Origin of the sequence: Dyadobacter jejuensis (assembly GCF_003149085.1) — a bacterium.
Lineage (GTDB): Bacteria > Bacteroidota > Bacteroidia > Cytophagales > Spirosomataceae > Dyadobacter > Dyadobacter jejuensis.
In genome coordinates this window covers 248,329-271,583 of the sequence record NZ_QGDT01000004.1, presented here as the reverse complement: position 1 = coordinate 271,583, position 23,255 = coordinate 248,329, and the positions used below count along the sequence as shown (strand labels likewise).

The 23,255-nt window shown below is 43.7% G+C and carries 21 protein-coding genes; 14 read left to right on the top strand and 7 right to left on the bottom strand.

Annotation, left to right across the window (positions count from 1 at the left end; translation table 11 throughout):
* Window positions 1–957: 957 nt before the first annotated feature.
* The gene (locus tag CLV98_RS10360) at window positions 958–1,602 is read left to right on the top strand and encodes a response regulator transcription factor (protein WP_109674242.1); all 645 of its coding nucleotides are present in this window, start codon (window positions 958–960) and stop codon (window positions 1,600–1,602) included.
* A 63-nt stretch (window positions 1,603–1,665) separates the two neighbouring features.
* Here CLV98_RS10360 and CLV98_RS10355 read toward each other — a convergent pair whose 3' ends face one another.
* Complete coding sequence (locus tag CLV98_RS10355) at window positions 1,666–2,697, bottom strand: aldo/keto reductase (RefSeq protein WP_109674241.1); 1,032 nt, start codon at window positions 2,695–2,697, stop codon at window positions 1,666–1,668.
* A 259-nt stretch (window positions 2,698–2,956) separates the two neighbouring features.
* Here CLV98_RS10355 and CLV98_RS10350 point away from each other — a divergent pair, with 259 nt between their 5' ends.
* Window positions 2,957–4,249, top strand: coding sequence for a voltage-gated chloride channel family protein (locus CLV98_RS10350; RefSeq protein WP_109674240.1), 1,293 nt, complete (start codon window positions 2,957–2,959; stop codon window positions 4,247–4,249).
* 131 nt (window positions 4,250–4,380) lie between these two features.
* Here the strand turns inward: CLV98_RS10350 and CLV98_RS10345 are convergent, their stop codons facing one another.
* The 3 genes from CLV98_RS10345 to CLV98_RS10335 form a co-directional block, all read right to left on the bottom strand.
* Entirely contained in the window at window positions 4,381–4,623 is a 243-nt protein-coding gene (locus CLV98_RS10345; RefSeq protein WP_109674239.1) for a DUF4834 domain-containing protein, read from the bottom strand.
* Window positions 4,624–4,796: 173 nt separating this feature from the next.
* Window positions 4,797–5,933 (bottom strand): N-acetyl-alpha-D-glucosaminyl L-malate synthase BshA, encoded by a 1,137-nt coding sequence (gene bshA, locus CLV98_RS10340; protein ID WP_109674238.1) that lies wholly within the window; start codon window positions 5,931–5,933, stop codon window positions 4,797–4,799.
* Between the two features lie 194 nt (window positions 5,934–6,127).
* Complete coding sequence (locus CLV98_RS10335) at window positions 6,128–7,102, bottom strand: NAD(P)-dependent alcohol dehydrogenase (protein ID WP_109674237.1); 975 nt, start codon at window positions 7,100–7,102, stop codon at window positions 6,128–6,130.
* A 351-nt stretch (window positions 7,103–7,453) separates the two neighbouring features.
* Here CLV98_RS10335 and CLV98_RS10330 point away from each other — a divergent pair, with 351 nt between their 5' ends.
* The 6 genes from CLV98_RS10330 (at window position 7,454) to CLV98_RS10305 (ending at window position 13,293) form a co-directional block, all read left to right on the top strand.
* The gene (locus CLV98_RS10330; RefSeq protein ID WP_109674236.1) at window positions 7,454–8,335 is read left to right on the top strand and encodes a geranylgeranylglycerol-phosphate geranylgeranyltransferase; all 882 of its coding nucleotides are present in this window, start codon (window positions 7,454–7,456) and stop codon (window positions 8,333–8,335) included.
* Between the two features lie 194 nt (window positions 8,336–8,529).
* The gene (locus tag CLV98_RS10325) at window positions 8,530–9,225 is read left to right on the top strand and encodes a TapB family protein (protein ID WP_109674235.1); all 696 of its coding nucleotides are present in this window, start codon (window positions 8,530–8,532) and stop codon (window positions 9,223–9,225) included.
* 155 nt (window positions 9,226–9,380) lie between these two features.
* Complete coding sequence (gene purN, locus CLV98_RS10320) at window positions 9,381–9,956, top strand: phosphoribosylglycinamide formyltransferase (RefSeq protein WP_109674234.1); 576 nt, start codon at window positions 9,381–9,383, stop codon at window positions 9,954–9,956.
* An 8-nt stretch (window positions 9,957–9,964) separates the two neighbouring features.
* A complete protein-coding gene (locus CLV98_RS10315) occupies window positions 9,965–10,867 on the top strand; it encodes a DMT family transporter (protein ID WP_109674233.1) in 903 nt (300 codons plus the stop codon).
* 6 nt (window positions 10,868–10,873) lie between these two features.
* A complete protein-coding gene (locus CLV98_RS10310; protein ID WP_109674232.1) occupies window positions 10,874–11,881 on the top strand; it encodes a J domain-containing protein in 1,008 nt (335 codons plus the stop codon).
* 86 nt (window positions 11,882–11,967) lie between these two features.
* Window positions 11,968–13,293, top strand: a complete 1,326-nt coding sequence (locus CLV98_RS10305) for a DEAD/DEAH box helicase (protein WP_109674231.1) — start codon at window positions 11,968–11,970, stop codon at window positions 13,291–13,293.
* Window positions 13,294–13,655: 362 nt separating this feature from the next.
* Here the strand turns inward: CLV98_RS10305 and hemA are convergent, their stop codons facing one another.
* Window positions 13,656–14,915, bottom strand: a complete 1,260-nt coding sequence (gene hemA, locus CLV98_RS10300; RefSeq protein WP_109674230.1) for a glutamyl-tRNA reductase — start codon at window positions 14,913–14,915, stop codon at window positions 13,656–13,658.
* Between the two features lie 268 nt (window positions 14,916–15,183).
* Between hemA and CLV98_RS10295 the strand changes: the two genes are divergently transcribed.
* Window positions 15,184–16,461, top strand: a complete 1,278-nt coding sequence (locus CLV98_RS10295) for a sensor histidine kinase (protein WP_109674229.1) — start codon at window positions 15,184–15,186, stop codon at window positions 16,459–16,461.
* Window positions 16,462–16,467: 6 nt separating this feature from the next.
* On the opposite strand, the gene CLV98_RS10290 is transcribed toward CLV98_RS10295, so the two are convergent.
* Window positions 16,468–16,998, bottom strand: a complete 531-nt coding sequence (locus tag CLV98_RS10290; RefSeq protein ID WP_146202257.1) for a hypothetical protein — start codon at window positions 16,996–16,998, stop codon at window positions 16,468–16,470.
* A 157-nt stretch (window positions 16,999–17,155) separates the two neighbouring features.
* Between CLV98_RS10290 and CLV98_RS10285 the strand changes: the two genes are divergently transcribed.
* From CLV98_RS10285 to CLV98_RS10265, 5 genes are all read left to right on the top strand, one after another.
* On the top strand, window positions 17,156–18,208 hold the full coding sequence (locus tag CLV98_RS10285) for an acyl-CoA synthetase family protein (RefSeq protein ID WP_109674227.1): 1,053 nt from the start codon (window positions 17,156–17,158) through the stop codon (window positions 18,206–18,208).
* A 262-nt stretch (window positions 18,209–18,470) separates the two neighbouring features.
* Entirely contained in the window at window positions 18,471–19,070 is a 600-nt protein-coding gene (locus CLV98_RS10280; RefSeq protein WP_109674226.1) for a gluconate 2-dehydrogenase subunit 3 family protein, read from the top strand.
* Between the two features lie 61 nt (window positions 19,071–19,131).
* Window positions 19,132–20,850 (top strand): FAD-dependent oxidoreductase, encoded by a 1,719-nt coding sequence (locus CLV98_RS10275; protein WP_109674225.1) that lies wholly within the window; start codon window positions 19,132–19,134, stop codon window positions 20,848–20,850.
* A 191-nt stretch (window positions 20,851–21,041) separates the two neighbouring features.
* Entirely contained in the window at window positions 21,042–22,229 is a 1,188-nt protein-coding gene (locus tag CLV98_RS10270) for an acyltransferase family protein (RefSeq protein ID WP_262512145.1), read from the top strand.
* Between the two features lie 74 nt (window positions 22,230–22,303).
* Entirely contained in the window at window positions 22,304–22,693 is a 390-nt protein-coding gene (locus tag CLV98_RS10265) for a VOC family protein (protein WP_109674224.1), read from the top strand.
* Between the two features lie 25 nt (window positions 22,694–22,718).
* Here CLV98_RS10265 and CLV98_RS10260 read toward each other — a convergent pair whose 3' ends face one another.
* Window positions 22,719–23,201: a hypothetical protein gene (locus CLV98_RS10260; protein WP_109674223.1), complete on the bottom strand. Its 483-nt coding sequence runs from the start codon at window positions 23,199–23,201 to the stop codon at window positions 22,719–22,721.
* Between the last annotated feature and the right edge of the window lie 54 nt (window positions 23,202–23,255).

Here is a 23,255-nt window from a genome sequence, read left to right as displayed (position 1 = left end):
TTAAAAGGTGGCCAAAGTCATCAGCCTAACAATCTGTAAATGAACGCTCGTCTCCATTATTAATTCCGTATGCAGGGGCACTCTTTGTGCCAATCCATCGTACATTATTCCAACGGATTCTGGCATCCCATTACAGACCTAAAAAGTAACCATGTGATAATAAGTAATTGAAATCCAAACCATACAGGATGGAGAATACTGCCGAATTTTCGGCAACCAGGAGCCTCAGTATTTTAGGATCCTTTGAAAAGAACTACACTTCACTAAAAGAATTCAGGGCATCAACCGATATGTCCCCTATCGTAGGGTAGACTCCACAGCCGTTGGACTACATCTGACCGGATCGCATACACTAAGTCTACCCATAGGCAGCGACTATACGGGAGATCGGACTGCTCTCTTAAGAAAGCCTTCAACAAACTTATACCAAAATTTATCATGCATTCGTACCAAACAGAGAATGGAGTACGAACTTTAAGAAGGAATTTTAAGTATACTACTTGAAAGAAAGTATTCAAAGACAAACATTGCTAACAATTGATTAGTATTTAATAAGAAGCCATTACTTTACCCATACAACCCTATCACAGAATCCATTTAAGTTAAAAAAAACGAAAAAACACCTACAAAAAGCAGTGGATTGCATAGATTCACTTGGAAATAAGCTTTGGAGTGGTTTAATTTGTCGTATAAATTCGAACTACCCCATAAGAATTTTAAATTCCACTTTCTCCACACACTAATGTATCAGGACGCCTAAAAATAGAACCTGGATTCTAGCGGACAATTTTTACATCAAAAGAAAAACTACATTTTCGAAAATATTGGTAAAAATCAACTAATTTAGTTTCGAATTTAAAATTTTTATTTATGTAATTTCGTTATTAACTTCAGAAGTATAAATTAACCCGAAATATTAATTAAAATAACCAAACCATTTAAAGAGCTCTCTAAACCATGAACATAGCGCTAGTAGATGATCACCTACTCCTTACGGAGTCCCTTAGCAACCTTTTGTCACGTATGCCAGAAGTGGAATCTGTAAGTATTTACAATTCAACTGAATCATTTATCCAAAGTAAACCACAAAATGTCGCAGATTTAATTATTACCGACATTATGATGTCTGGTGTGAATGGCATTCAGCTTCTTGATTATTGTAGGGAGAATATGGATGAAAACATAAAAATCATTGTTTTCTCTTCAGCTTATGACTCACAAACGGTTCGTAATGTAATTAGGAGAGGGGCAAATGGTTTTTTAACGAAGTCGACTACCATTGCCGAGCTTAAAGATGCCATCATTCAGATCCATAATGGCAAGCAGTATATCGGCAAATCGGTACGTGAAAGCTTGATCAACAGTGTATTTAGCGACGAGCAAGCAGTATTCCAGCTTTCTCAACGCGAAAAAGACGTGCTTCAAAGCATCTGTCAAGGAAAAACGATTAAGGAGATTGCTGATGATCTTAAATTAAGCTCACATACGGTACAATATTACCAACGGAAAATCATGAAGAAATTCCAGGTAAAACGTACCATGGATATGATTGTTTACGCTATTAAGCACGGGTACTATGTTCCCGAGTTGCGTCAATCGTAATAACTAAAAGGCTAAAATCAGCGGTAATCGGAATCATATATGAAACCGATTACCGCTGATTTTTTAGTAGAAGGAAGGTATTGGGTTCAGGTCAGGATTCATTCGCTGATGCCAATAGGGGTATATAGGTGCTCGTTGGCTTACTTGGTCTAACCGTTGGATTTGCTCTTTGGAGAGTTGCCAACCGATAGAACCTAAGTTCTCCTGCAACTGCTCCTCTGTACGCGCCCCAATAATGACGTTGCATACGCTAGGCCTATTCAACACCCAATTGATCGCCACTTGGGCCACAGTTTTGTTGGTCTCCTTGGCAATGGCATCCAGTTCGTCTATGATTCGATAAAGAAATTCCGGATCCAATTCGGGGCCTTCTCCGCCCCCTTCGGCAATTCTTCCCCGGCTAGGTGCAGGCAAATCTCGGCGGTATTTACCTCCTAACCTTCCCCCAGCCAATGGGCTCCATACCATGCTTCCCACGCCTTGATCCAGAGCCAAAGGCATCAGGTCCCACTCCAGTTCCCTACTTAACAGACTATAATGAACCTGGTGTACCACATATTTGGCCCATCCATATCGTTCCGAAATACTCAATGACTTCATTAAATGCCATCCAGAAAAATTGGAACAGGCAATGTAACGAACCTTTCCGCTTTGAACTAGGCTGTTTAATGCATTTAAGGTTTCGTCAACAGGAGTAATTCCATCGAAACCATGCATATGGTAAATATCCAGATAATCGGTTTTCAACCTTTTCAAACTGTTCTCACACGATTTGATTAGATGAAACCGCGACGATCCAAAATCATTGGGCTCTTTCCCCATTTTAAAAGTGGCCTTCGTAGATATCAGCACCCTATCCCGCAAGCCATGAATAGCCTGGCCGAGTATTTCCTCACTTAAGCCCTGGGAGTACACATCGGCCGTATCAAACAGATTTAAGCCGGCGTCCAAGCATCGATTCACCATTTTTTTGGCATCGTCCACACCAGTATTTCCCCAAGCCTTAAAAAAATCGCCCGTTCCGCCGAAGGTTCCCGTTCCAAAGCTGAGCACAGGAACGCGAAGTCCTGAATTCCCCAGTTGTCTATATTCCATAATAGTCAAATTAATGTTAGAATTACAAGTTACAAAACCTTGGAATGTATCTCAAATTTTAAGGATGCAGATATCTCCTACTTGGCGCCCCCTGATTAATGAATAAAGGCATTGCAGAAATCGGGCGTAATAGTGCGCTACCTACTCTAATACTAAAATAAACCTTACCTTTGAAGAAATATAATGCGTATGGCTTCATCAGATTCCCTGATCGAGAAGGCCATGCGACCTTATTCTATACCAGAGGCCCCCAAGTAGCATGCGTTTCCCCTATATTTCCAAATTATTCTTTCGCGAACCAATCGCCTTCTTCTTACTAAAATGGTTAATTTTATCTGCCATCATAGGGGCGTTAGTAGGTTCGGCATCGGCATTGTTCCTAGTATCGCTCGAATGGGCGACCCTCTGGAGGGAATCTCATCAGTGGATCATTGCCTTACTTCCCATAGGGGGCTTTGTTGTAGGCTTGTCCTACTACTATTGGGGTAAAAATGTAGAAGCCGGCAACAATTTATTATTGGATGAAATACATCACCCTGCCAAAATAGTACCCTTAAAAATGGCCCCTCTCGTATTAATAGGTACGGTGGCCACCCATTTTTTTGGTGGCTCGGCGGGTAGAGAAGGCACAGCCTTACAAATGGGCGGATCCATAGCCGACCAGCTCACCAAGTTATTAGGGTTACGGCCTAGGGATCGAAAACTTATATTAATTGCTGGAATCGCTGCAGGTTTTGGGTCCGTTTTCGGAACCCCGTTGGCAGGGGCCGTATTCGGCTTGGAGGTATTCTTGATAGGACAGCTCCGCTACGAGGCCCTATTCCCGGCCTTTGCAAGCTCTATTTTTGCCGATATCACGACTAGGGCTTGGCATGTAGGCCACACGACCTATCATATTCCTCTTTTCCCAGAGCTCACCTACGGCAATGTAGCCTGGTCCATTGTAGCAGGGATAGCTTTTGGTATTTGCTCATGGATATTTAGCAAAAGTACACTGGAACTGGGCAAACTTTTTAAACGATACATTGCCTTCCCACCACTCAGGCCCTTCGTAGGCGGAGCCATTGTAGCCTTAGCGGTATACCTAATGGGTACCACGCGCTATATTGGCCTTGGAGTTCCCGTCATTGTAGAGGCTTTTCAAACTCCGGTCCTCCCCTACGATTTCGCCCTTAAGATTATCTTTACTGCCCTTACCTTAGGAGCAGCTTTTAAAGGCGGTGAAGTGACTCCTCTGTTCTTTATAGGTGCTACTTTGGGCAACGCTCTGGCATTGGTGATTCCATTGCCCATGGGATTATTAGCAGGTATGGGGTTCGTTGCCGTTTTTGCCGGGGCAGCCAACACCCCCATAGCTTGCACCCTCATGGCCATTGAGCTCTTTGGTGCGGAATGTGGCGTGTATGTCGCCATTGCTTGTATAACCGCCTATTTCCTATCGGGGCATACGGGCATATATCAGTCACAGGTAGTGGGACAGCCCAAACATTTTCTTTTTGGCAGGCAAAGCGGCCGAAAGCTGTCGGAGGTACCTAAAAAGTACAACTTTTAGCTTGCTCAGTGGCCTTCAAGTAGGCCTCTAGTTTCTACACCTAGAAGCTACAAAGACCAGGGCTTCTTCCCGCCTGATGGACAAAAAAAAGGCCCAGTCAACGACTGAGCCTATCTTATTTTTTAAAGGTTTTACTTTATCTCTTCATAATCGACATACTCCCCGCCCTTAAAGTCGGATCGGTCGTTATTGGGGGGGGATTTGTCTACCCGTACTCCCTCATGACTTTGGCCCCTTTTATAGGCTTGATACTGTTTCTTTTGTTCCTTAACCAGCTGTCTACCAACTAGCAAATGAAAGATGAACCGTCTAAACATCGGTACAAATGCGATCAACAAAAAAAATATCAATAATATATTAAAAACAATCTTCATTTTTCCTTTGTTTTAATCCTACTGTATACTGTAAACTTACCAAATTAAGCACAGAATCGAAAACAAAAAGTAAGAACAATCAATTTTCATGATAACGGAGTGCCTAAAAGGTACAAACGGTTATACCCATGCAAATTCGGTGTTATCACGTGCCCCTATAATAGGCCCTTGGGTTATAAAACCATTTTGGCATTTTCAACGACTTTCTCGTAATACGCTTCGTATAATGGAAGTATTTTGGCGATATCAAACTCCTTGGCCCTTGCCAGGGCATTGGCTTTAAAGGTCTCTAACCTGGAGTCGTCAAGTATATAAGCGGCATTTTTGACCATATCGTCCACATCCCCTACGTCACTCAAAAATCCAGAATACCCGTGTACATTCAGTTCGGGCAAGCCGCCTACGTTAGAAGAGATCACCGGTACTTCGCAGGCCATGGCCTCAAGGGCCGCCAGGCCAAAGCTTTCCGATTCGGATGGCAGCAAAAATAAGTCGGCCACCGACAGTACCTCCTCTATGGCATCTAGCTTTCCTAGGAACCGGACGTCGCTGCACATATCCAAGTCTTTACACCTCCGTTCGATGCGGGCGCGGTCGGGACCGTCGCCTACCAATAGAAGCTTGGAGGGCATTAATTTGCGTAATTTCTCGAATATTGAAATCACATCATCAATACGCTTTACCTTTCTAAAGTTGGAAGTATGCACAATCAGCTTTTCATCACCAGGACAAATAGCCTTTTTAAAGTGCTCCTTTTTTTGCCTGTTAAAACGCTCTAAATCTATAAAATTGGGTATCACCTCAATCTCCTTGGTGATATTGAAATGGCTGAAAGTATCTTGGCGTAAAGATTCGGAAACTGCCGTAATACCATCCGATTGGTTAATACTGAAAGTAACAACGGGAGCATAAGATTCATCTTTTCCTACCAGGGTTATATCGGTCCCATGCAGGGTGGTGATTACCGGGATATGAATCCCCTGCGCGGCCAAGATTTGCTTCGCCAAATATGCCGATGAGGCATGAGGAATAGCATAATGCACGTGCAATACATCCAATTCTGAACCTGCCACTACTTGTACCATTTCACTGGAAAGTGCCGATTCATAAGGGGGGTATTGAAACAGCGGGTAAGAAGGGATGTTTACTTCGTGGTAGTACAGATTTTCATTAAAAAAATCGAGACGCTGTGGCTGTGAATAGGTTATAAAATGAACCTGATGCCCCGCTTTTGCGAGTGCTTTTCCAAGCTCGGTGGCCACCACACCACTACCACCGAAGGTAGGGTAGCAAACAATTCCTATTTTCATACAATTACTTCTTTAATATCAAAAAACTACCCGTTAAGGTCTAAAATTAGCGACCAGATAGGCTAATAACACAAAACCTTTGTTTTTCGTCCCAAAACCGGGACAAACTTAAACTTTTCACTTATTCTTATGGGTTAATCTACATTTCTCCGACCCGGTTGACCCTATAGGAACAAGAACTAAAATACTAATAATTAATCACTTACCATCAAAACTATTTTCCCCTGATGTTTCCCTTCTCCAAAATATTGAATTAACCTTGGGGCGTCGGTCCATGGGAAAGGGCCATCAACATGGGTATTCAAGAGGTTGTGATTAAACTGATCCCCAATTTTCGCTAAATCTTTATTGGATTTCAAGCTCAGTACTTGAAACCTTTGCTTGGTTAGTAGGCCTAGGATTTTACCGAAGAGCGCTACTTGCAACAGGCTTAGAACCTCCCCTCCAATGGCCACATAACGCCCCTTGGGGGTAAGTATCTTTGGAAATAAAAATATGGACTTACAACACTTACAATCCAAAATCAGATCATACCGTTGAGAAACCTTGGTAATGTCGGTTTGGCGGTAATCCAGCACCTCATCAAAACCCATCGCTTTCATCTTAGTCAGTTTTTCCTGTGCATCGACCCCTACTACTTCGTAGCCTCTGTTTTTGGCTAATTGTAGGCCAACGGCACCTACACCTCCACCCGCCCCGTTGATCAACACCCGTTGCCCCTTTCCCGCCCTATCCAAATCCTCTAACGCCTGAAAGGCGAGGCCAGCCGCATGAGGAATGGCCGCAGCCTCTACAAAACTCATCCCTGGAGGCATTTTCACCACGGCCTTGGCGTCTATAGCGATGTATTCGGCAAAGGTCCCGAAGCCATAATGAGATATATCTCCAAAAACTGCGTCACCCACTTCAAACTGCCTAACCTCAGCCCCCATTCCTACCACCTCACCCGATAGCTCCATGCCTGGTATATTCATCTTGGGCTTCAGCAGCCCATACATTAGGCGGTATACGAGAGGCTTTCCCCTTAGTACGCTCCAGTCATAATCATTGACGGCGGTGGCCATAACCCTGATCAAGACTTCATTTTCCTGAGGTTCTGGACGGGCTATTTCCCCTAGCTGGAGAACGTCTTCTGGACGACCGTATTTCTCAAATAGTAGGGCTTTCATGGCTGAAAATCGATAAGTATTGCAATTTTTCTAATAAGGCACCATTTCTTTTCTGTCTTCAATATGGGCAAAAGGATCGTAAAATTGAAGTAAATTCTATTTTGATCCTATAGGTTCTCGTTGCTCGACCCTCCCATGGCGCCAGTCATTGGCTTGCGCATCGCACCATATAAAAGCCATTGCTCCGCAGCGCACCATCTTTACGGCTACAAGCCATCCAAATCGGCCGAAACCAACCCTATTCCTGGTTTTGAGCCATTTATATTAAAAGTTTTGGAATCAATACCATTTTGCGTGTTAAGAAAGTTGAATAACTTTATCTTTGAATAATTATCTCGGTAAATTAGCCTAATGAATGTGTCGGCACGATCAAAAATTAAAATCAGGGAATATCTTTGGGGAAGCTTCCGACTGGTCCGGATAACGAATCTAATCATCGTTACCCTTACTCAGTACTTCACAAGAATATTACTAATAGGCCCTGCAGAGAATTGGAGACAAATTGTGGCAGATAAGGATATGTTTATCATTTCGTTGTCTACCGTATGCATTGCTGCTGCCGGCTATATTATTAATGATTACTTCGACATCAAAATCGATATCGTTAACAAGCCCGAGAGAGTCGTGGTTGGCCGATACCTTAAAAGACGTTGGGCCATGGGGGCTCATCAGGTTTTAAATGTATTGGGAGCCGCTTTAGGACTTCTGGTCAGTCCTAAGATATTCCTTATAAATGTCTTTTCAATTACGCTCCTGTGGTTTTACTCCGAACGGTTCAAACGGCTCCCGTTTATCGGCAATTTTATAGTTTCTTTACTCACAGGCCTCTCTTTACTGATCCTGACGGTCCATTATCCAAATAACCGGCAACTGGTGCTTATCTATGCGATCTTTTCCTTCTTTATTTCGTTTATACGAGAAGTCGTAAAGGACATGGAGGACATTAGAGGCGACATGGCCCATGGTTGCCGTACCTTGCCTATCCTATGGGGCATCCCTAAAACTCGAAATTTCTTGTATATTTTTATTGGTGGTTTCGTTCTTATCCTGTTTTCAATGGCCTCTGTACTCAATAATACCTTACTCATGGGCTTGTTTCTGATACTACTGCTGCCCATTATTTTTCTAACCCAAAAGCTTTCAAAAGCCGATACCATTCGTGACTTTAAAGCGCTGAGCACTTATTGTAAAATTATCATGTTGCTAGGCTTGCTGACGATGATAGCCGCTTAGAACTACCAAACAACTATAGGCCCCCAATAAGCTAGGCTCTACAAAGGCCCCACCTACCTAGTCCTCGAATGACAGACTACACAATAGAAAAAATCACCTACCCTTCAAATTCGGTCATTTACTCAGTGGTAGCCAACTTTTCTATTATACTTCGTATCTTTAAAGTGCTTCTATTCACATAAACAAAAGACAACATGTTAAGATCTCTCTATGTATTGCTACTGCTATTCGTCGGAACCATGGCCCACACCATGGCCCAAGAGTGTATGGGAGTGGCTTTAAAAAAAGGTAGTGGCTTCGAGATGGCTACCTTTGACGGCAAAGGTAAACCGTCTGGAAATTTGATATACAAAATCACTGATGTCAAATCGGAAGGCGGCAAAGTGATCGTAACCTTGGAATTCGAGGCTTTCTCAAAAAAAGGAGACTCCCAGATGAAAAACAGCTATAAGATGATCTGTGATGGAAATTCCACCATGATAGATGCTGGATCGATGATCAACCAAGATCAGCTTAAATCCCTGGAAAGCTTCCAAATGAAATTCACTTCCACCGATATTATTTACCCAGGGCAGCTAAATGTAGGCCAAAAACTTAAGGATGCTTCAATAGTGGGCGAAGGAAGCTCTGGCCCATTGAATGTTACCTTTGGACTTTCTATAACCGACCGGAAAGTGGAAAGCAAAGAAAACATTACCGTCCCAGCGGGCTCATACGACGCATTTAAAGTGACCTCTAATATGCTCATGGAGACCAAAATGGGTATGGGGATGAAAATGGAAATGTCCAGCATCTCTTACAGAGCCCCAGGGATATTATGGGATATCAAAACAGAGTCCTATAGAAAAGGAAAGCTTATATCACGTTCGGAACTGGTCAAAATATATTGATCACTGGACAAGGGTAATCCTGAAATTTTACAAGATTATAAAATGCTAAAGCGGCTTTCACACTCGAAAGCCGCTTTCTTTTTATAATTTTACACTTTCTATGGCTCCTTTTCAGGGAAGGAAAGTACCTACAACGATAAAGAAACCCAGTACTCATGAATCGCATTGCCCTATTTGCCTCCGGCTCCGGCACCAACGCAGAAAAGATATTTGAATATTTCGAGAATCAGACCGATGTCGAAATTAGTCTCGTACTCACTAACAATCCAGATGCGGGGGTCATTAGAAGGGCCAGGAAGTTTAGCATCCCGACACTCGTATTCGACAGAAAGAGTTTTTACGATACAGGCAAAATCCTCAACCTATTAAAAAATGAGGGAATAGATTTTATCATTTTGGCGGGTTTTATGATGCTGATTCCAGACGCAATGGTCAAAGCCTATCCGAACCGCATGGTCAATATCCACCCTGCCCTACTCCCTAAGTTTGGAGGTAAGGGTATGTATGGCCACTTTGTACATGAAGCCGTCAAGGAGGCCCAAGAAATAGAATCAGGGATCACCATTCATTTTGTCAACGAACATTACGACGAAGGAAATATCATTTTTCAGGCGCATTGTTCGATAACCCCAGCAGACAGCCCCGAGGATATAGCCCGTAAGGTACAAGTGTTGGAACATAAGCACTATCCAGAGGTGATAGACTCCATTTTACAAAACCTGGCCGATTAACTTTTCAGATGATTTACTTTGCGCTGTCGGTATTTTTTACGGTTTGTTTATACCTCATTATGAGGGCCTACCCAAGCCATCGGGTCAATTCGTTCCATGCCGTGGTCGTAAATTACTACGCCTGCGTGTTAACAGGATTGGTACTTACCCCCGATCTTAATATTTTCTCTCAGATAGACTATAGCAGTAAAGCGAGCTTGTTGACACTGTCCTTAGGGGCTCTTTTCATTGCTATATTCTTACTCATTGGACTTACCGCGCAGAAGGTCAGCGTAACGGCCTCTTCCTTGGCGGCCAATATGTCGTTGGTTATTCCGGTAGTATTCGGCTTGTTTATTTTCCAAAATAACAATAAGGTGTTTACCCCCCTCAACTATGCTGGTATTGTTTTGGCCCTAGTCGCACTAACCTTGGGAGGCATCAAAAAGAACAGCACCCAACACCAACGGAGGAACTTATGGTTACTATCCCTCCCCATACTCACCTTTATAGGTACCGGAACCAATAACACGCTGATCAACTATCTTACTTTCACTTATTATAGCCCGAGTCAAAGTACGGTATTCATGATTATTGCCTGCTCGGGTGCCGCCCTGATTGGGACCCTACTGCTGGCCACATCCATATGGAAAACCAAAGAAATGCTATCGATTCGGAGCATTATGGGTGGAGTCCTTTTGGGCATACCCAATTTTTTGTCGCTTTATTTCTTACTTAAAGCCCTTCAAATATTCGCCAATAGTGCCGCCTTCGTCTTCCCAATTTACAATATTCTTACCATGTTGGTATCGTCAGTAGCTGCATGGCTTCTGTACAAGGAAAAACTTTCAGGCCTCAACCGGCTTGGATTGTTGGTAGCCATTATTTCCGTCATTCTGATCTCCTACCAGGAGCTAGGCATCTCCATCTGACCCGTTATGAACGAACCAACTAAGGCATTACTCCCTATAAAACAACCAGAAGCCTTATGGAGTAAAAAGCAAAAGGAGTTCAAGCAATTGTCTGTAGCCTTAGAAAAAGCTGAAGCTGAATTGTCCTCCTTGAGGAGTACGATTGAGCATTACAGGAGTCGACGGCAATTGGAGTTGACTCCCCTCCAAAAGGTGTATGCCGAATGTTTTCAGGAAATGGTACAGAAGCTCGACCAATGGTACCGAAGCGGGGTATTCGCCCCACACGAAAGCAAGCACCTGGCGAGTATCATCATCGAGTATACCACCTACCTGATGCACGGCTCCGGAACTGAGGCCTTGAAAAACCTCTATCTTCGCTATTGGAACATTACAAACCAGGAGAAACCTGAAGATAATAGAACCCTAGGCCCACCTATAACTCCCACCGAGGAGCAGGGCGACACAGGTACTACATTAGACGAAACAATACCTCTGGCAGATGAATCGAAGGCTTGGTCGCCGGAGGAAAAGCTAGCCGATCGGGCACGACGGGAGCAAGAAAGGCTTCGGCTAGCCATAAGGAAACTCTATCTAAGGCTCATCAAAGAATTTCATCCAGACCTCGAACTGGACGAGAGACTTAAGGAAGAGAAAACTGCAAAAGTGCAAGAAATAACTGCGGCCTATCGAAACGAAGACTTAAAAGAAATGCTGAATCTTCAGCTATCACTAGAAACCGTCCACCTGGAGAGTAGCTCGAAGGTATTGAATCATTATATAAAGGGTTATAAAAGGCAGCTTGAGCGTTTAACAGAACGCTTATCGGCCGAAAGAGAAAACCTGGCGGTGATTTGCCAGATAGATTCGGTACATACACTCAACCCGAAAGCAATAGAAATACAGTTTCAGACCAATATAAACCAGGTAAAAAAAGAAATTAGGACGCTGAAAGCCTATGTTCGGGCCATTCAGGATCCTCAGTTTCTTCGTCAAGAAATAGCCCATCGTATTCAGTCTACCCCGTCGGAGTAGTGCCGACCAATGGCCCACTACGGGAGCATATAATCAAAATAATGTGATAAAAGCTTACCTTTGTGCTTTATTCACCTATTATTGGCATGACTTTCGAAGACCTCAATCTCAACAAACCCTTACTGAATGCCCTTTCGGACCTTGGTTTAAGCACCCCTACCACCATTCAACATAAAGTTTTTTCCGTTACTATGTCAGGAAAAGATGTGTGTGGCATCGCTCAAACAGGAACAGGAAAAACCTTCGCCTATTTGCTTCCTAGTCTTAGACAGATGCAATTTGGCAAGGATCGTCTGCCCCAATTGGTCATATTAGTCCCTACCAGAGAGCTAGTCGTGCAGGTGATAGAACAGGTAGAGAAGCTCAGCAAATACCTCACCCTCCAGACGGTGGGTATATATGGAGGAGGGAACTTAAAAGTTCAGATGGCCGAATTAAAACAAGGCGCCGACATTATCGTAGCCACCCCCGGTCGACTGATCGACATGGCCATGAATGGTACCTTTAAGACTAAGTCGGTCAAAAAATTGGTCATCGATGAGGTAGACGAAATGCTGAATTTAGGCTTCAGACACCAGTTGAATACCATGCTGGATCTTTTACCCAAAAAAAGGCAAAATTTATTATTCTCTGCTACGCTCACTCCAGAGGTAGAAGCCCTCATGAAGCTGCATTTTAATGACCCCGAAAAGGTGGAAGCCGCACCAACCGGAACCCCTTTGAGCAATATACAGCAAGGAGCTTATGCCATACCCAATTTTTACTCCAAAGTAAATTTGTTAGACAAGCTCTTGGAAGACCCTAGCTTCACGAAAGTGATCGTATTTACGGCGACCAAACGCCTGGCCGACCAGCTTTACGAACAAATGGAAGTAAGCCAATTGGGGAAGGTAGGGGTGATACACTCTAATAAGGCTCAAAACAACCGGTTTCAGACTGTCAACCACTTTCAGGATGGCACTTACCGCCTTCTGATTGCGACCGATATTATTGCCAGGGGCTTGGATGTGGCCGAAGTGTCGCATGTCATCAATTTTGATTTGCCGGAAACTCCAGAAAATTACATGCACCGCATCGGCCGGACTGGCCGTGCCGATCAACAGGGGATCGCCATTTCTTTTATTACCGAGCGGGAGCAGGAGTTTCAGGAAGCTATAGAAGAACTGATGAACTATAAGATTCCGATGCTCGACCATCCCGAAGGACTTAAGCTATCGGAAATCCTTACAGAGGATGAGGAACCCAAAGTGCATATGAAGAACATTTTGGTAAAGAGGCCGAAAATGGAAGATGTAGGCCCGGCTTTCCATGAAAAGAAGGCAAAAAATCAAAAAGTCAATGTGCGCAGGAATCATGCGGCCGAAAAGGCGCTAAAATATGGAAGACCTATCAAAAGGTCGGGAAAGAAATAATAACAGAGCACCTCTTCCCAGGCTCATGGACTCCAAAGCACTTCTTAAGCGATTAAGCAGTGCTTTTTTGTAGGCTCAGTATCGACTATTCTTAATTTTGAATTTTTTTTCACCCGGTACTGATCCAAATGTACTCTTTCCTACGTAAGTATGGTAGAACATTTGTTTTGGATCAATTCATTAAAAATATATAACCAGTAAAGGAAACGCGCTCAGGCGATTCATTTTGTTATGGTTATTGTGGAGGGTAAGGTAGTTTTTAGAGCGATAGGCAGCTGCTTATCGCTCTTTTATAATAAAAAATGGCCTATGGAATAGATCCATCGGCCATTTTTTTAGTTATATATGCGCAATGATATTGCTCAATGATTCTCCTTTTCTTTCTCCAAATTAAACAGGTCGTTGAGCACATCGATCAGTGTTTCGGCCTCTCCCCGCTTGCAAGCCGCTTTTAGTTGTAACACGGGCAGCTTTAGGATCTTCTGCATCATACTAGCCGTAATCCTATCCACCTTTTCCATTTCCAATTCGGTAAGGCTCTTATTGAATCGCATAAGCTCCTCCTTACGGATTTGCTCCAAGGCACCCTTCAACTTTTGAATCGTAGGTGAAACGACCATTTCTTTGGACCAGTCATTAAACTCTCTGAGTGCTTCGTCGATAATCTCTCGTACATGAGGTATCGCATTCATGCGTTTTTCTAAAGCCTGATCGGCCCTCGAACGAATGGAGTCCATGGTATATAGCATGACCCCGGGTATTTCCTCTACTTCGGGAGAAACGCTGCGTGGGACCGATAAGTCAATAAAATATTTGAAAGACATCCCTCTAAGCCTCACCATCATTTCTTTGGTAAATAGCGGCTTATCCATAAAGATGGAGCTGACAATAATATCGGCCTTAGCGATTTCCTGTTCTAAGTCGGCAAAGTCGGCTACGCCAAAGCCAAGCTCAGTGGACAGTTCCTCCGACTTCTGGCGCGTTCTATTGAGCAGGGTCACTTCGATACCATCGCGTTCCGACAAATTTCTTACTACATCGGTACCTATCTCCCCCAGCCCCGCAATAAGGATCTTTGGATGAGGCATAAGGCTCTCTAATAGCTCCACGGCGGCATAAGAAACAGAGGCGGCGCCATCTCGAAAAAAGGTCTCTTGAGCTACCCTTTTATTGGCAAAAAAGATGGTATGTAGTAGTCTATGAAGGAAAGGCCCAGCCATATTAAGATCGGCCGACCACTGATAAGCATGCTTAATCTGGTTGGGAATCTGCATATCCCCCATTACCTGAGAGTGCAACCCCGTGGCCACTTCGAATAAATGCCTAGCGGCTAGATCACCACTATCAAATTTTTCGAAATAGGGTAAATACTTCTCAAAGGATGAAATACCTTTTTCCAGCAGGAGCAATTTTATAATTTCATCATTCAAATCACTACCAGCCGAATAGTATACCTCCGTCCTATTACAAGTCGAGACCACCAATACGTCGGTAATCTCAAAGAAGTCTTTCAACCTCAGCATCAAACTCTTGGCCGAATCTTCATTCAAAGCCAGCCGTTCCCTAATCTCTAGAGAGGCGTTATGATGGGATAAACTTATTAATTTGAAATGATTATACATCACTGTTTTCTATTCGATTCACAAAAATACTTCACATTATTCAGATAAAGAACCTATTCAAATGCCTTAATGTTTATTTAGAAAGCATACAAATAAAATCACCTCCGCTTGCTAATTTCTGACCTTTCCGTTCAACAATTCATGATGCTCGTCAGGAAATCAACTGATGCCTATTCAAGATCGGTCCTTAGAAATCCACTAACCTGAAATATTTTACGTTATTTGTGAAAACTAACAATAAGGGGAGCAAGAACGTGCCCAATAATACATGATAATCGAATCGGGAGAAAAAAATAACAAGTCTGGAACTGCTGCTAACAGCAACGCAAGCGGTAAGAAACTGCGATTTTCTATGGCCGGTAACCTGGAAAAAACCAGTTTATACAAGTATATTATTGCCCTTATTCTACTATTACTGAGCATTGGATCGTTGTTCTATACCAATTACCTGGTAGACAAACTAGAGGAAAGGGAACAACGAGAAGTTACGCTTTATGCCGAAGGACTGCGCTATGTAATTAACAGCCAGCCGGGAGAGAACTTCAATGTAGTGATGCAAGTATTGCAGGATGCCGTTAATTTTTACCAAATACCGGCCATCTATGTGGATCAAAACGGTTTTCCCCAGGAAATAAAAAACATCGATTTCCCAGAAAATGCCAGTCCTCAGCTCAAGGAGGAGATTATCAACCAACATCTCACCAAGATGAAGGAAGAACATCCTGCCATCCCGGTGGAAATTACCGGTATTGGTGTCGGATATATTTATTACAGCAACTCATTTTTGCTTACTCAGTTGAGGCTTTATCCCTTCATTTCTCTTTTCGTAATGCTTTTTATTGGCTACTTGGCCTACTTAGCCTTTAGTTCGGCTCGTAAGGCCGAACAAAACAGGGTCTGGGTCGGCTTGGCCAAGGAAACGGCCCATCAGCTCGGCACGCCGCTCTCTTCTCTAATGGCCTGGGTGGAGTATTTCAGGTCCGACCCCGCCATAGACTCCTCCATTGCCGAGGAAATTGAAAAAGATGTGATCCGCTTAGAAATGATTACCACCCGTTTCTCCAATATTGGCTCCATACCCACTATGAAAGATGAGTCGGTAGCGGCAGTGGTTACCAACTTCATACACTATCTGGAAAGAAGGGTGTCTTCCAAGGTCAAATTCCATATCAGCAATGAATTGGCCATTGGACAAAAAGTATCCATGAACAAGAATCTTTTTGAATGGGTAATCGAAAATATCTGTAAGAATGCCGTAGACGCCATGGCAGGCATTGGCGAAATCCATATCATCCTACAATCCCCTCCGCAAACGAATCAAATATTAATCGACATTACGGATACCGGCAAGGGAATGAGCAAGGCAGCCGCATCAAAAATATTCGCACCCGGCTTTAGCACAAAAAAAAGAGGCTGGGGCCTGGGTCTTACACTAGCAAAAAGAATTATAGAAAATTACCACCACGGTAAGCTTTTTGTAAAGTCGTCGGAGCCAGGAAAAGGCACTACCTTTCGTATCGTTCTGAATAGGAACAAAAACGAATAGGCGGCATTATAGAGGATACCCTGGCACGGAGATAGTATCGGTCTCAATCTGGTTACTTACCCTTAAGGCTCTGTCGCGGATGCGGACTTTAAACTTGAGCGTAACTGGGACTGTCGAATTTCCATAGAGATAGGAAGTATTCAAGTCAATTTTACCTTTTATGGGTCCCGATTTTCCGTTTGGCTTGAGCAAGGGCATCCACTTGACCTTGTCTTCTGAAAGAATAAATTCCTGCCAGGTACCATCGGCTAATTTCCGAACAGTTACTAATTCATAATTCCCCCAATCTCCATAGGGTTTTATAAAGGCGGAGTCGCTTCGCTCTTCTGTTGAAACTCCCAGATCACCATCACCATCTGTAAAATCAATAGTAATGATAACGTTCTCCCTTACTTTTTCGTTGGTGGTAGCATTCAATTCGGTAAATTGATCTATCCCATTATAGAAAATCTCCGGAGTTGCATCATAATCGGGGATTTCTACACAGCCTCCTACGGCTAACATTATTAGGGCATATATTGGTATAGGCAATTTCATAGTTTCGCTGGTTTTACTGGCAGTCTTTCATCCCGACTAGAGATAAACTATTTGATAAAAGTGGATAATCTACTAAAATTATTATTTGCACCGATCATATCCTTCCTATTTCTTAGTTCACCCATTAACTTTGCTTCTTCACAACAAAGTAATAGTATTGAACCTAGCAAACAAAATCCCGGCCTCCGAAATCCGCAGTAAGCTGCGAAGAAGAATTTTCAACCTGGAGGAAAGTCAGTTTTCAACCTTGGCTTTGGATATTTTTCGATATCAAGCGGTTTATAACCCTATATATTCGGCATATCTCCGCAATTTAGGAATCAATCCAGACAATATTACGGATATAGCCAAAATTCCCTTTCTACCTATTCAGTTCTTCAAAACACAGGACATAAAAACGGGTACTCCACCAGCAGCTGTCCAAACTTTTGAAAGCAGTGGCACTACGGCCCATCATACGAGTCGGCATCATTTGTACGACCCAGAACTGTATAATTTGGTTGCAAGGAAAATTTTCGAAAGCCATTATGGCCCCATAGAAAATTTTACCATTCTGGCATTGCTCCCTTCCTATCTTGAACGTAATAATTCGTCCTTGGTGTATATGGTAGAGCACTTTATTGGACGCACCCCGTCTAAATATTCTGGTTTTTTCTTACATCACAACGAAGAACTCTCCGAACAGTTGGCGAATATTAAAGAGGCTAACCCTTCAGAAAACGTCCTTCTCCTGGGAGTAACCTTCGCATTATTGGACTTGGCCGAGCAAGGAACGATCGATCTACGCGGTTTTCAAAATTTAACGATCATGGATACCGGGGGGATGAAGGGCCGTAGGAAGGAGTGGTTGAGGGAAGAGGTTCACGACTTTTTGAAAGATCAATTTGAGCAGCCCTTCATACATTCGGAATATGGCATGACCGAACTCTTATCGCAGGCATACGCCAAGGGCGAGGGTCTTTTTGAGGCGCGCTATACCATGCGGGTATTGTTGCGGGATATCCACGACCCCTTCGCCGTTTACAGCGGCCCCAATGCACCTATCCGTACCGGAGGCATCAACGTCATCGACCTGGCCAATCTCGACAGCTGTTCGTTTATAGAAACGCAGGATCTTGGCCGCTTTGGGGACGAACCGGGTACTTTCCAAGTCTTGGGCCGATTCGACAATTCGGATATCCGAGGCTGTAACCTATTGATGTTGTCATGAAATATTATCGGTTGATTTAAGCAACCAGGTTCGGCCTGTTAGGTGCTGAATAGGGCCCTGTGGAGGGTACATGCGCAATTTTAATCTGATAATAGATTTATATTGCTCTGATTTACATCCTCCTAATCCATATTGGTTTTATATAGAATGTTTCTAAAGCAAAACCTGTCCTAAAATTGGTTAAATTCGCCCTATTAATTAAATTGCACTTTACGGGTTTAATATTTAAATTAAAGACCATTAACCTATTACCAAACATATCATGAAAAGACGCGATGCACTAGGTCGGGTAGCCCTGTTGATGGGCGGTGCCTTATCGGCACCAACTATGGTGGCTTTTTTACAAGGTTGTAATCAATCCGGTGAAAATGCCTCTGCAATGAGTTTTCCCTTCACTAGCGAGAGAATGGATTTGGTTTCTGAGGTAGCCGAGGTAATACTTCCTAAGACGGATACTCCAGGAGCAAAAGATGCGAAAGTTGGTCCCTTTATCGAAAAGATGCTAAAGGATTGCTATGAGGCCAAGGACCAGTCAAGTTTCGAAAAAGGACTTGAAGAACTGGAGAAAAAAGGATTCCTAAAGGCTTCGGCGGAGGAAAGAGTGAAGATACTAACCGAAATGGAAAGCCAAGCTAAAGAAGAAATGGCGAAGGCCGGTGAAGATAAAAAGAAATACACCGAGGCTGGAAAAGAATATACAGACGCCGGGGTGCCGTTTTTCAGGCTCATGAAAGAATTAACCCTGTTGGGTTACTTTACGTCTGAAGAAGGAGCCACATTGGCTTTAGAGTATGTACCCGTACCTGGGCGTTACGATGGATGCATCGACTATACTCCTGGCCAAAAGGCATGGGCCATGTAATAAGGGATGCCCAGGCATTGGGGATACTACTTTCCGGTAAATATAAAAACGACATTCGACAATGAATCTAAATATTAAAGCAGCAAAACAAGATACCTACGATGCCATCGTAGTAGGATCGGGAATCAGTGGCGGTTGGGCCGCCAAGGAACTAACCGAAAAGGGCCTAAAAGTGGCGATGCTAGAGCGCGGCCGTGACATAGAACATATCACAGGCTATAAAACAGCCACCCTTGCTCCCTGGGAGTTTGAACATCGCGGCCGTGTAACTACCGAAGCGAAAGAACAATATTGGGCAGGTGTTCGTACTGGCTACACAGCCAATGAAGAACACCGCTACCTATTTGAAAATGATTCTGAAAACCCTTACAAGGAAACCCGTGGGTTTGACTGGATCAGAGCTTACCATGTTGGAGGCCGTTCTCTTTTGTGGGGTCGCCAGAGCTATCGGCTAAACCCACAGGACTTCGAGGCCAATGCCAAAGATGGCCATGGGGTAGATTGGCCGGTTCGCTATGACGAAATAGCTCCCTGGTACGATTATGTGGAGAAATTCGCTGGTATTAGCGGTAACCGCGATGGCCTAGACGTACTTCCAGACGGGCAATTCCTGGCCCCTATGCAGATGAACTGCGTAGAAACTCACGTAAAAGGTCAAGTTGAGAAAAAATTTGCGGGTAGGAATATTATCATTGGCCGTGCGGCACACCTTACTTCCCCTCAAAATTTCCATACTGAGTTGGGCAGAGCTGCTTGCCAGTTTAGGAATATGTGTATGAGAGGCTGCCCTTATGGCGCTTATTTCAGCACACAGTCCTCTACGCTTCCCGCTGCCAAAAAAACTGGGAATTTAACCCTGATAACTGATACTATCGTGTCGGAGGTCATCTACGACGACAAGCTAGGCAAGGCAACGGGCGTACGCACCATCAACCAAAACACCCTAGAAACGAAGGAGTACTATGCCAAGATCATTTTCTTAAATGCATCGGCTATCGCTTCGACTTCTATTCTGATGAACTCTAAATCGTCCCGTTTCCCCAACGGAATGGGCAACGATGGAGATCAGCTGGGACGTAACGTGATGGACCACCACTTGGCTGTAGGGGCTCGTGGAACCATGGACGGCTTCGAGGATAAGTATTATTTCGGACGAAGAGCCAACGGAATCTATGTTCCCCGATACCGTAACTGGGGCAACGACAAAAGAGATTATGTACGTGGCTTTGGTTACCAAGGTGGAGCCAGCCGAGCTAACTGGGGTCGTGGAGTAGGAATGGACGGCTTTGGGGCCAGTTTCAAAGATTCCCTTTCCGAGCCAGGAGGCTGGTCGATGAACTTAGGAGGCTTTGGCGAAATGCTACCTGACGAAGCCAACCGATTCACTTTACACCCTACCGAAAAAGATAAATGGGGACTTCCGGTAGTGGTATTCGATGCCGCTTATGGGGACAACGAGAAAAAGATGCGTCAGGATATGATGAATGATGCCGCCGAAATGCTTGAAGCTGCCGGTCTTAAAAACGTCACCAAATACAACGACGAAACCAAGAACCCTGGAATTGGTATCCATGAAATGGGTACTGCCCGTATGGGACGTGAGGCCAAGTCGTCGGTACTGAATGGGAACAATCAAGTATGGGGAGCCGAAAACGTATTCGTAACCGACGGCTCTTTTATGACTTCTGCATCCTGTGTGAACCCATCGCTTACCTATATGGCTTTTACCGCTCGGGCGGCTGATTTTGCCGTTAAGGAATTGAAAAAGAAAAATCTATAAGGGAGATTCACCCGTTTTTTGATATCAACCAGTCGTATTGGAGTCCTCAGGGAATCTCCAATACGACTTTTTTATTTTCTGTACATCAGTATATCCTTACTACTCCCGACTTTTAAAATCATGGTATCTTAATATATGACACCTATTTTCGGGCTATAGGAAAGCCCACTCTGACCTAAACCTTACTCTTTTTGGAAGCGGCTAAACCCACCCTTCAACGCGTTGCATCGATTGATGCATTTCGTGGATTCGTCATGTTATTAATGATGGCTGAAGTCCTGAACTTCTCCTCAGTTTCTGAAAAGTTACCGGAGTCTACCTTCTGGGCCTTTATAGCCTGGCACCAAAGCCATATACCATGGATCGGCTGCTCCTTACACGACTTAATACAACCTTCCTTTTCATTTTTGGTGGGCATGGCCTTGCCATACTCCCTTGCCAGCCGGAGTCTACAAAACCAAAGTAGTACGCAAATGTGGCTCCACACGCTAAAAAGGGCTCTTATACTCATACTTTTAGGGATTTTTCTAAGGTCCATGCATGCGAGTCAGACGAATTTTACCTTCGAGGATACACTTACCCAAATTGGCTTAGGCTACCCCTTCTTATTTGCGCTTGGGTTTCGATCGACCAAGGCCCAATGGATCGCCCTGGGAGCTATCCTTATTGCTTATTGGCTATTTTTTGCGCTCTATCCTCTGCCAGATGCTTATTTCGACTGGTCGCAAACGGGCCATACGGCACAATGGGCGCATCATATGGAGGGATTCTCTGCCCATTGGAACAAGAACACCAATGCTGCTTGGGCTTTCGACCAATGGTTTATGAACCTGTTTCCGCGCGAAAATATTTTTTATTATAATCATGGAGGATATAGTACCTTGAGTTTTATACCGACTCTGGCCACGATGATCCTTGGTTTGATTGTAGGTAGAAGCCTAAAAAACAGCCAGATACCCAAGGTATTTATTAAAAATCAGCTTTACCTGGCGGCTGGGCTCCTCATTACGGCTGTCATCCTCCATTTCGCCGGCATCAATCCCATCGTTAAAAGGATATGGACACCGGCATGGACCCTTTACAGCGGAGGTTGGGCCATTCTTATTCTTACGTTTTTTTACTACGTAGCCGATGTAAAAGGGTATAAAAGCTGGTTCTCGCCCTTAGTGACTATTGGGGCAAACTCCATAGCCGCGTATATTATGGCGCATACCCTCAACGATCTTATAGACCAATCGTTCCGAATACATCTGAACCCCCACTACGATCAGCTGTTTGGTGTACCTTATGCCACACTGGTTAGTGGGATGGCTATACTGGCTATCGAATATTGGATACTATCCTGGATGTATAAGAAAAAACTGTTTATTAAGATTTAACTAAACAGCTAAGTTCAAGAAACCACTAAAAAGGATTAAATTGCTTTTTTATAATTCATGCTGCCAATTACATTATGCTTCAGCTCAAATCGGTTCATCACATTGCCATTATTTGTACAGACTACCCTACTTCCAAGTCTTTTTATGTCGATATTTTAGGTTTTCAAATCGACCAGGAGGTATATCGGGAAACCAGGCAATCCTACAAACTCGATTTAAGTTTAAACGGACAGTATTGTATAGAGCTATTCTCCTTCCCTAACCCACCGGCTAGGCCCTCTAGGCCCGAGGCCTGTGGACTCCGGCACCTGGCTTTCGCTGTTGACAATATAGAAGCCTCCTGCCAAGAGCTCCTTAAGAAAGGAGTAACCACCGAACCCATTCGTATCGATACCCTGACCGGAAAAAAATTCACGTTTTTCTCGGATCCCGATGGCTTGCCATTAGAATTATATGAATTTTAATAAGGCCTACGATCCCGAAATCGGCTCAGTGAGCCACACTTCTCATTTGAATAGGCGATTCGCAATGGGCCATGGTATTTATAAAGTCCCTGATCCTATCCTTATGTTCTAACAATAACTGTCGGGTATGCGTATCCCAGTCGAAATGATGGAACAAGCCTTGGTAGGATTCCAACACCGATTCTTCAAGACCTCTGAAAAATCCAGCGATATGCCTTTCCTCTTCCAAATCAGTAAGAATGATGATCTGGGCCTGATCGCCTTGCTCTTTGCAAACCAAGTCTAAATCGGTATCGCTCATAAAACATTTGGCATAGTCATATATGGTTTTCAGCTCTCGTTTGAAAAGCATAGCGCTAAAATACCCCTGAGAGAGCACTCTTCGCAGGGCTCCTATTCGGTCCTTTCTCAAGGCCTTCAAGTACAAACTTTCACGAATACACTGCTGATCCCATAACAATCTGATACTCCTTGCCAATTCTGGTTTGTCGCCTTCATAAGTTCTCATATTCCGTTCGTTAAGTTGGCTATTTTTTAAAGTATAAATATTGTACCCTAAGTT

What these genes read in the sequence shown, in the direction of transcription:
- CLV98_RS10310 (WP_109674232.1), top strand. Translation starts at nt 10,874, where the DNA reads ATGAACGAACCAACTAAGGCATTACTCCCTATAAAACAACCAGAAGCC.
- CLV98_RS10350 (WP_109674240.1), top strand. Translation starts at nt 2,957, where the DNA reads ATGCGTTTCCCCTATATTTCCAAATTATTCTTTCGCGAACCAATCGCC.
- CLV98_RS10345 (WP_109674239.1), bottom strand. Translation starts at nt 4,623, where the DNA reads ATGAAGATTGTTTTTAATATATTATTGATATTTTTTTTGTTGATCGCA.
- CLV98_RS10275 (WP_109674225.1), top strand. Translation starts at nt 19,132, where the DNA reads ATGAATCTAAATATTAAAGCAGCAAAACAAGATACCTACGATGCCATC.
- CLV98_RS10280 (WP_109674226.1), top strand. Translation starts at nt 18,471, where the DNA reads ATGAAAAGACGCGATGCACTAGGTCGGGTAGCCCTGTTGATGGGCGGT.
- bshA (WP_109674238.1), bottom strand. Translation starts at nt 5,933, where the DNA reads ATGAAAATAGGAATTGTTTGCTACCCTACCTTCGGTGGTAGTGGTGTG.
- CLV98_RS10360 (WP_109674242.1), top strand. Translation starts at nt 958, where the DNA reads ATGAACATAGCGCTAGTAGATGATCACCTACTCCTTACGGAGTCCCTT.
- CLV98_RS10330 (WP_109674236.1), top strand. Translation starts at nt 7,454, where the DNA reads ATGAATGTGTCGGCACGATCAAAAATTAAAATCAGGGAATATCTTTGG.
- CLV98_RS10315 (WP_109674233.1), top strand. Translation starts at nt 9,965, where the DNA reads ATGATTTACTTTGCGCTGTCGGTATTTTTTACGGTTTGTTTATACCTC.
- CLV98_RS10325 (WP_109674235.1), top strand. Translation starts at nt 8,530, where the DNA reads ATGTTAAGATCTCTCTATGTATTGCTACTGCTATTCGTCGGAACCATG.
- hemA (WP_109674230.1), bottom strand. Translation starts at nt 14,915, where the DNA reads ATGTATAATCATTTCAAATTAATAAGTTTATCCCATCATAACGCCTCT.
- CLV98_RS10260 (WP_109674223.1), bottom strand. Translation starts at nt 23,201, where the DNA reads ATGAGAACTTATGAAGGCGACAAACCAGAATTGGCAAGGAGTATCAGA.
- CLV98_RS10295 (WP_109674229.1), top strand. Translation starts at nt 15,184, where the DNA reads ATGATAATCGAATCGGGAGAAAAAAATAACAAGTCTGGAACTGCTGCT.
- CLV98_RS10290 (WP_146202257.1), bottom strand. Translation starts at nt 16,998, where the DNA reads ATGAAATTGCCTATACCAATATATGCCCTAATAATGTTAGCCGTAGGA.
- CLV98_RS10335 (WP_109674237.1), bottom strand. Translation starts at nt 7,102, where the DNA reads ATGAAAGCCCTACTATTTGAGAAATACGGTCGTCCAGAAGACGTTCTC.
- purN (WP_109674234.1), top strand. Translation starts at nt 9,381, where the DNA reads ATGAATCGCATTGCCCTATTTGCCTCCGGCTCCGGCACCAACGCAGAA.
- CLV98_RS10265 (WP_109674224.1), top strand. Translation starts at nt 22,304, where the DNA reads ATGCTTCAGCTCAAATCGGTTCATCACATTGCCATTATTTGTACAGAC.
- CLV98_RS10305 (WP_109674231.1), top strand. Translation starts at nt 11,968, where the DNA reads ATGACTTTCGAAGACCTCAATCTCAACAAACCCTTACTGAATGCCCTT.
- CLV98_RS10355 (WP_109674241.1), bottom strand. Translation starts at nt 2,697, where the DNA reads ATGGAATATAGACAACTGGGGAATTCAGGACTTCGCGTTCCTGTGCTC.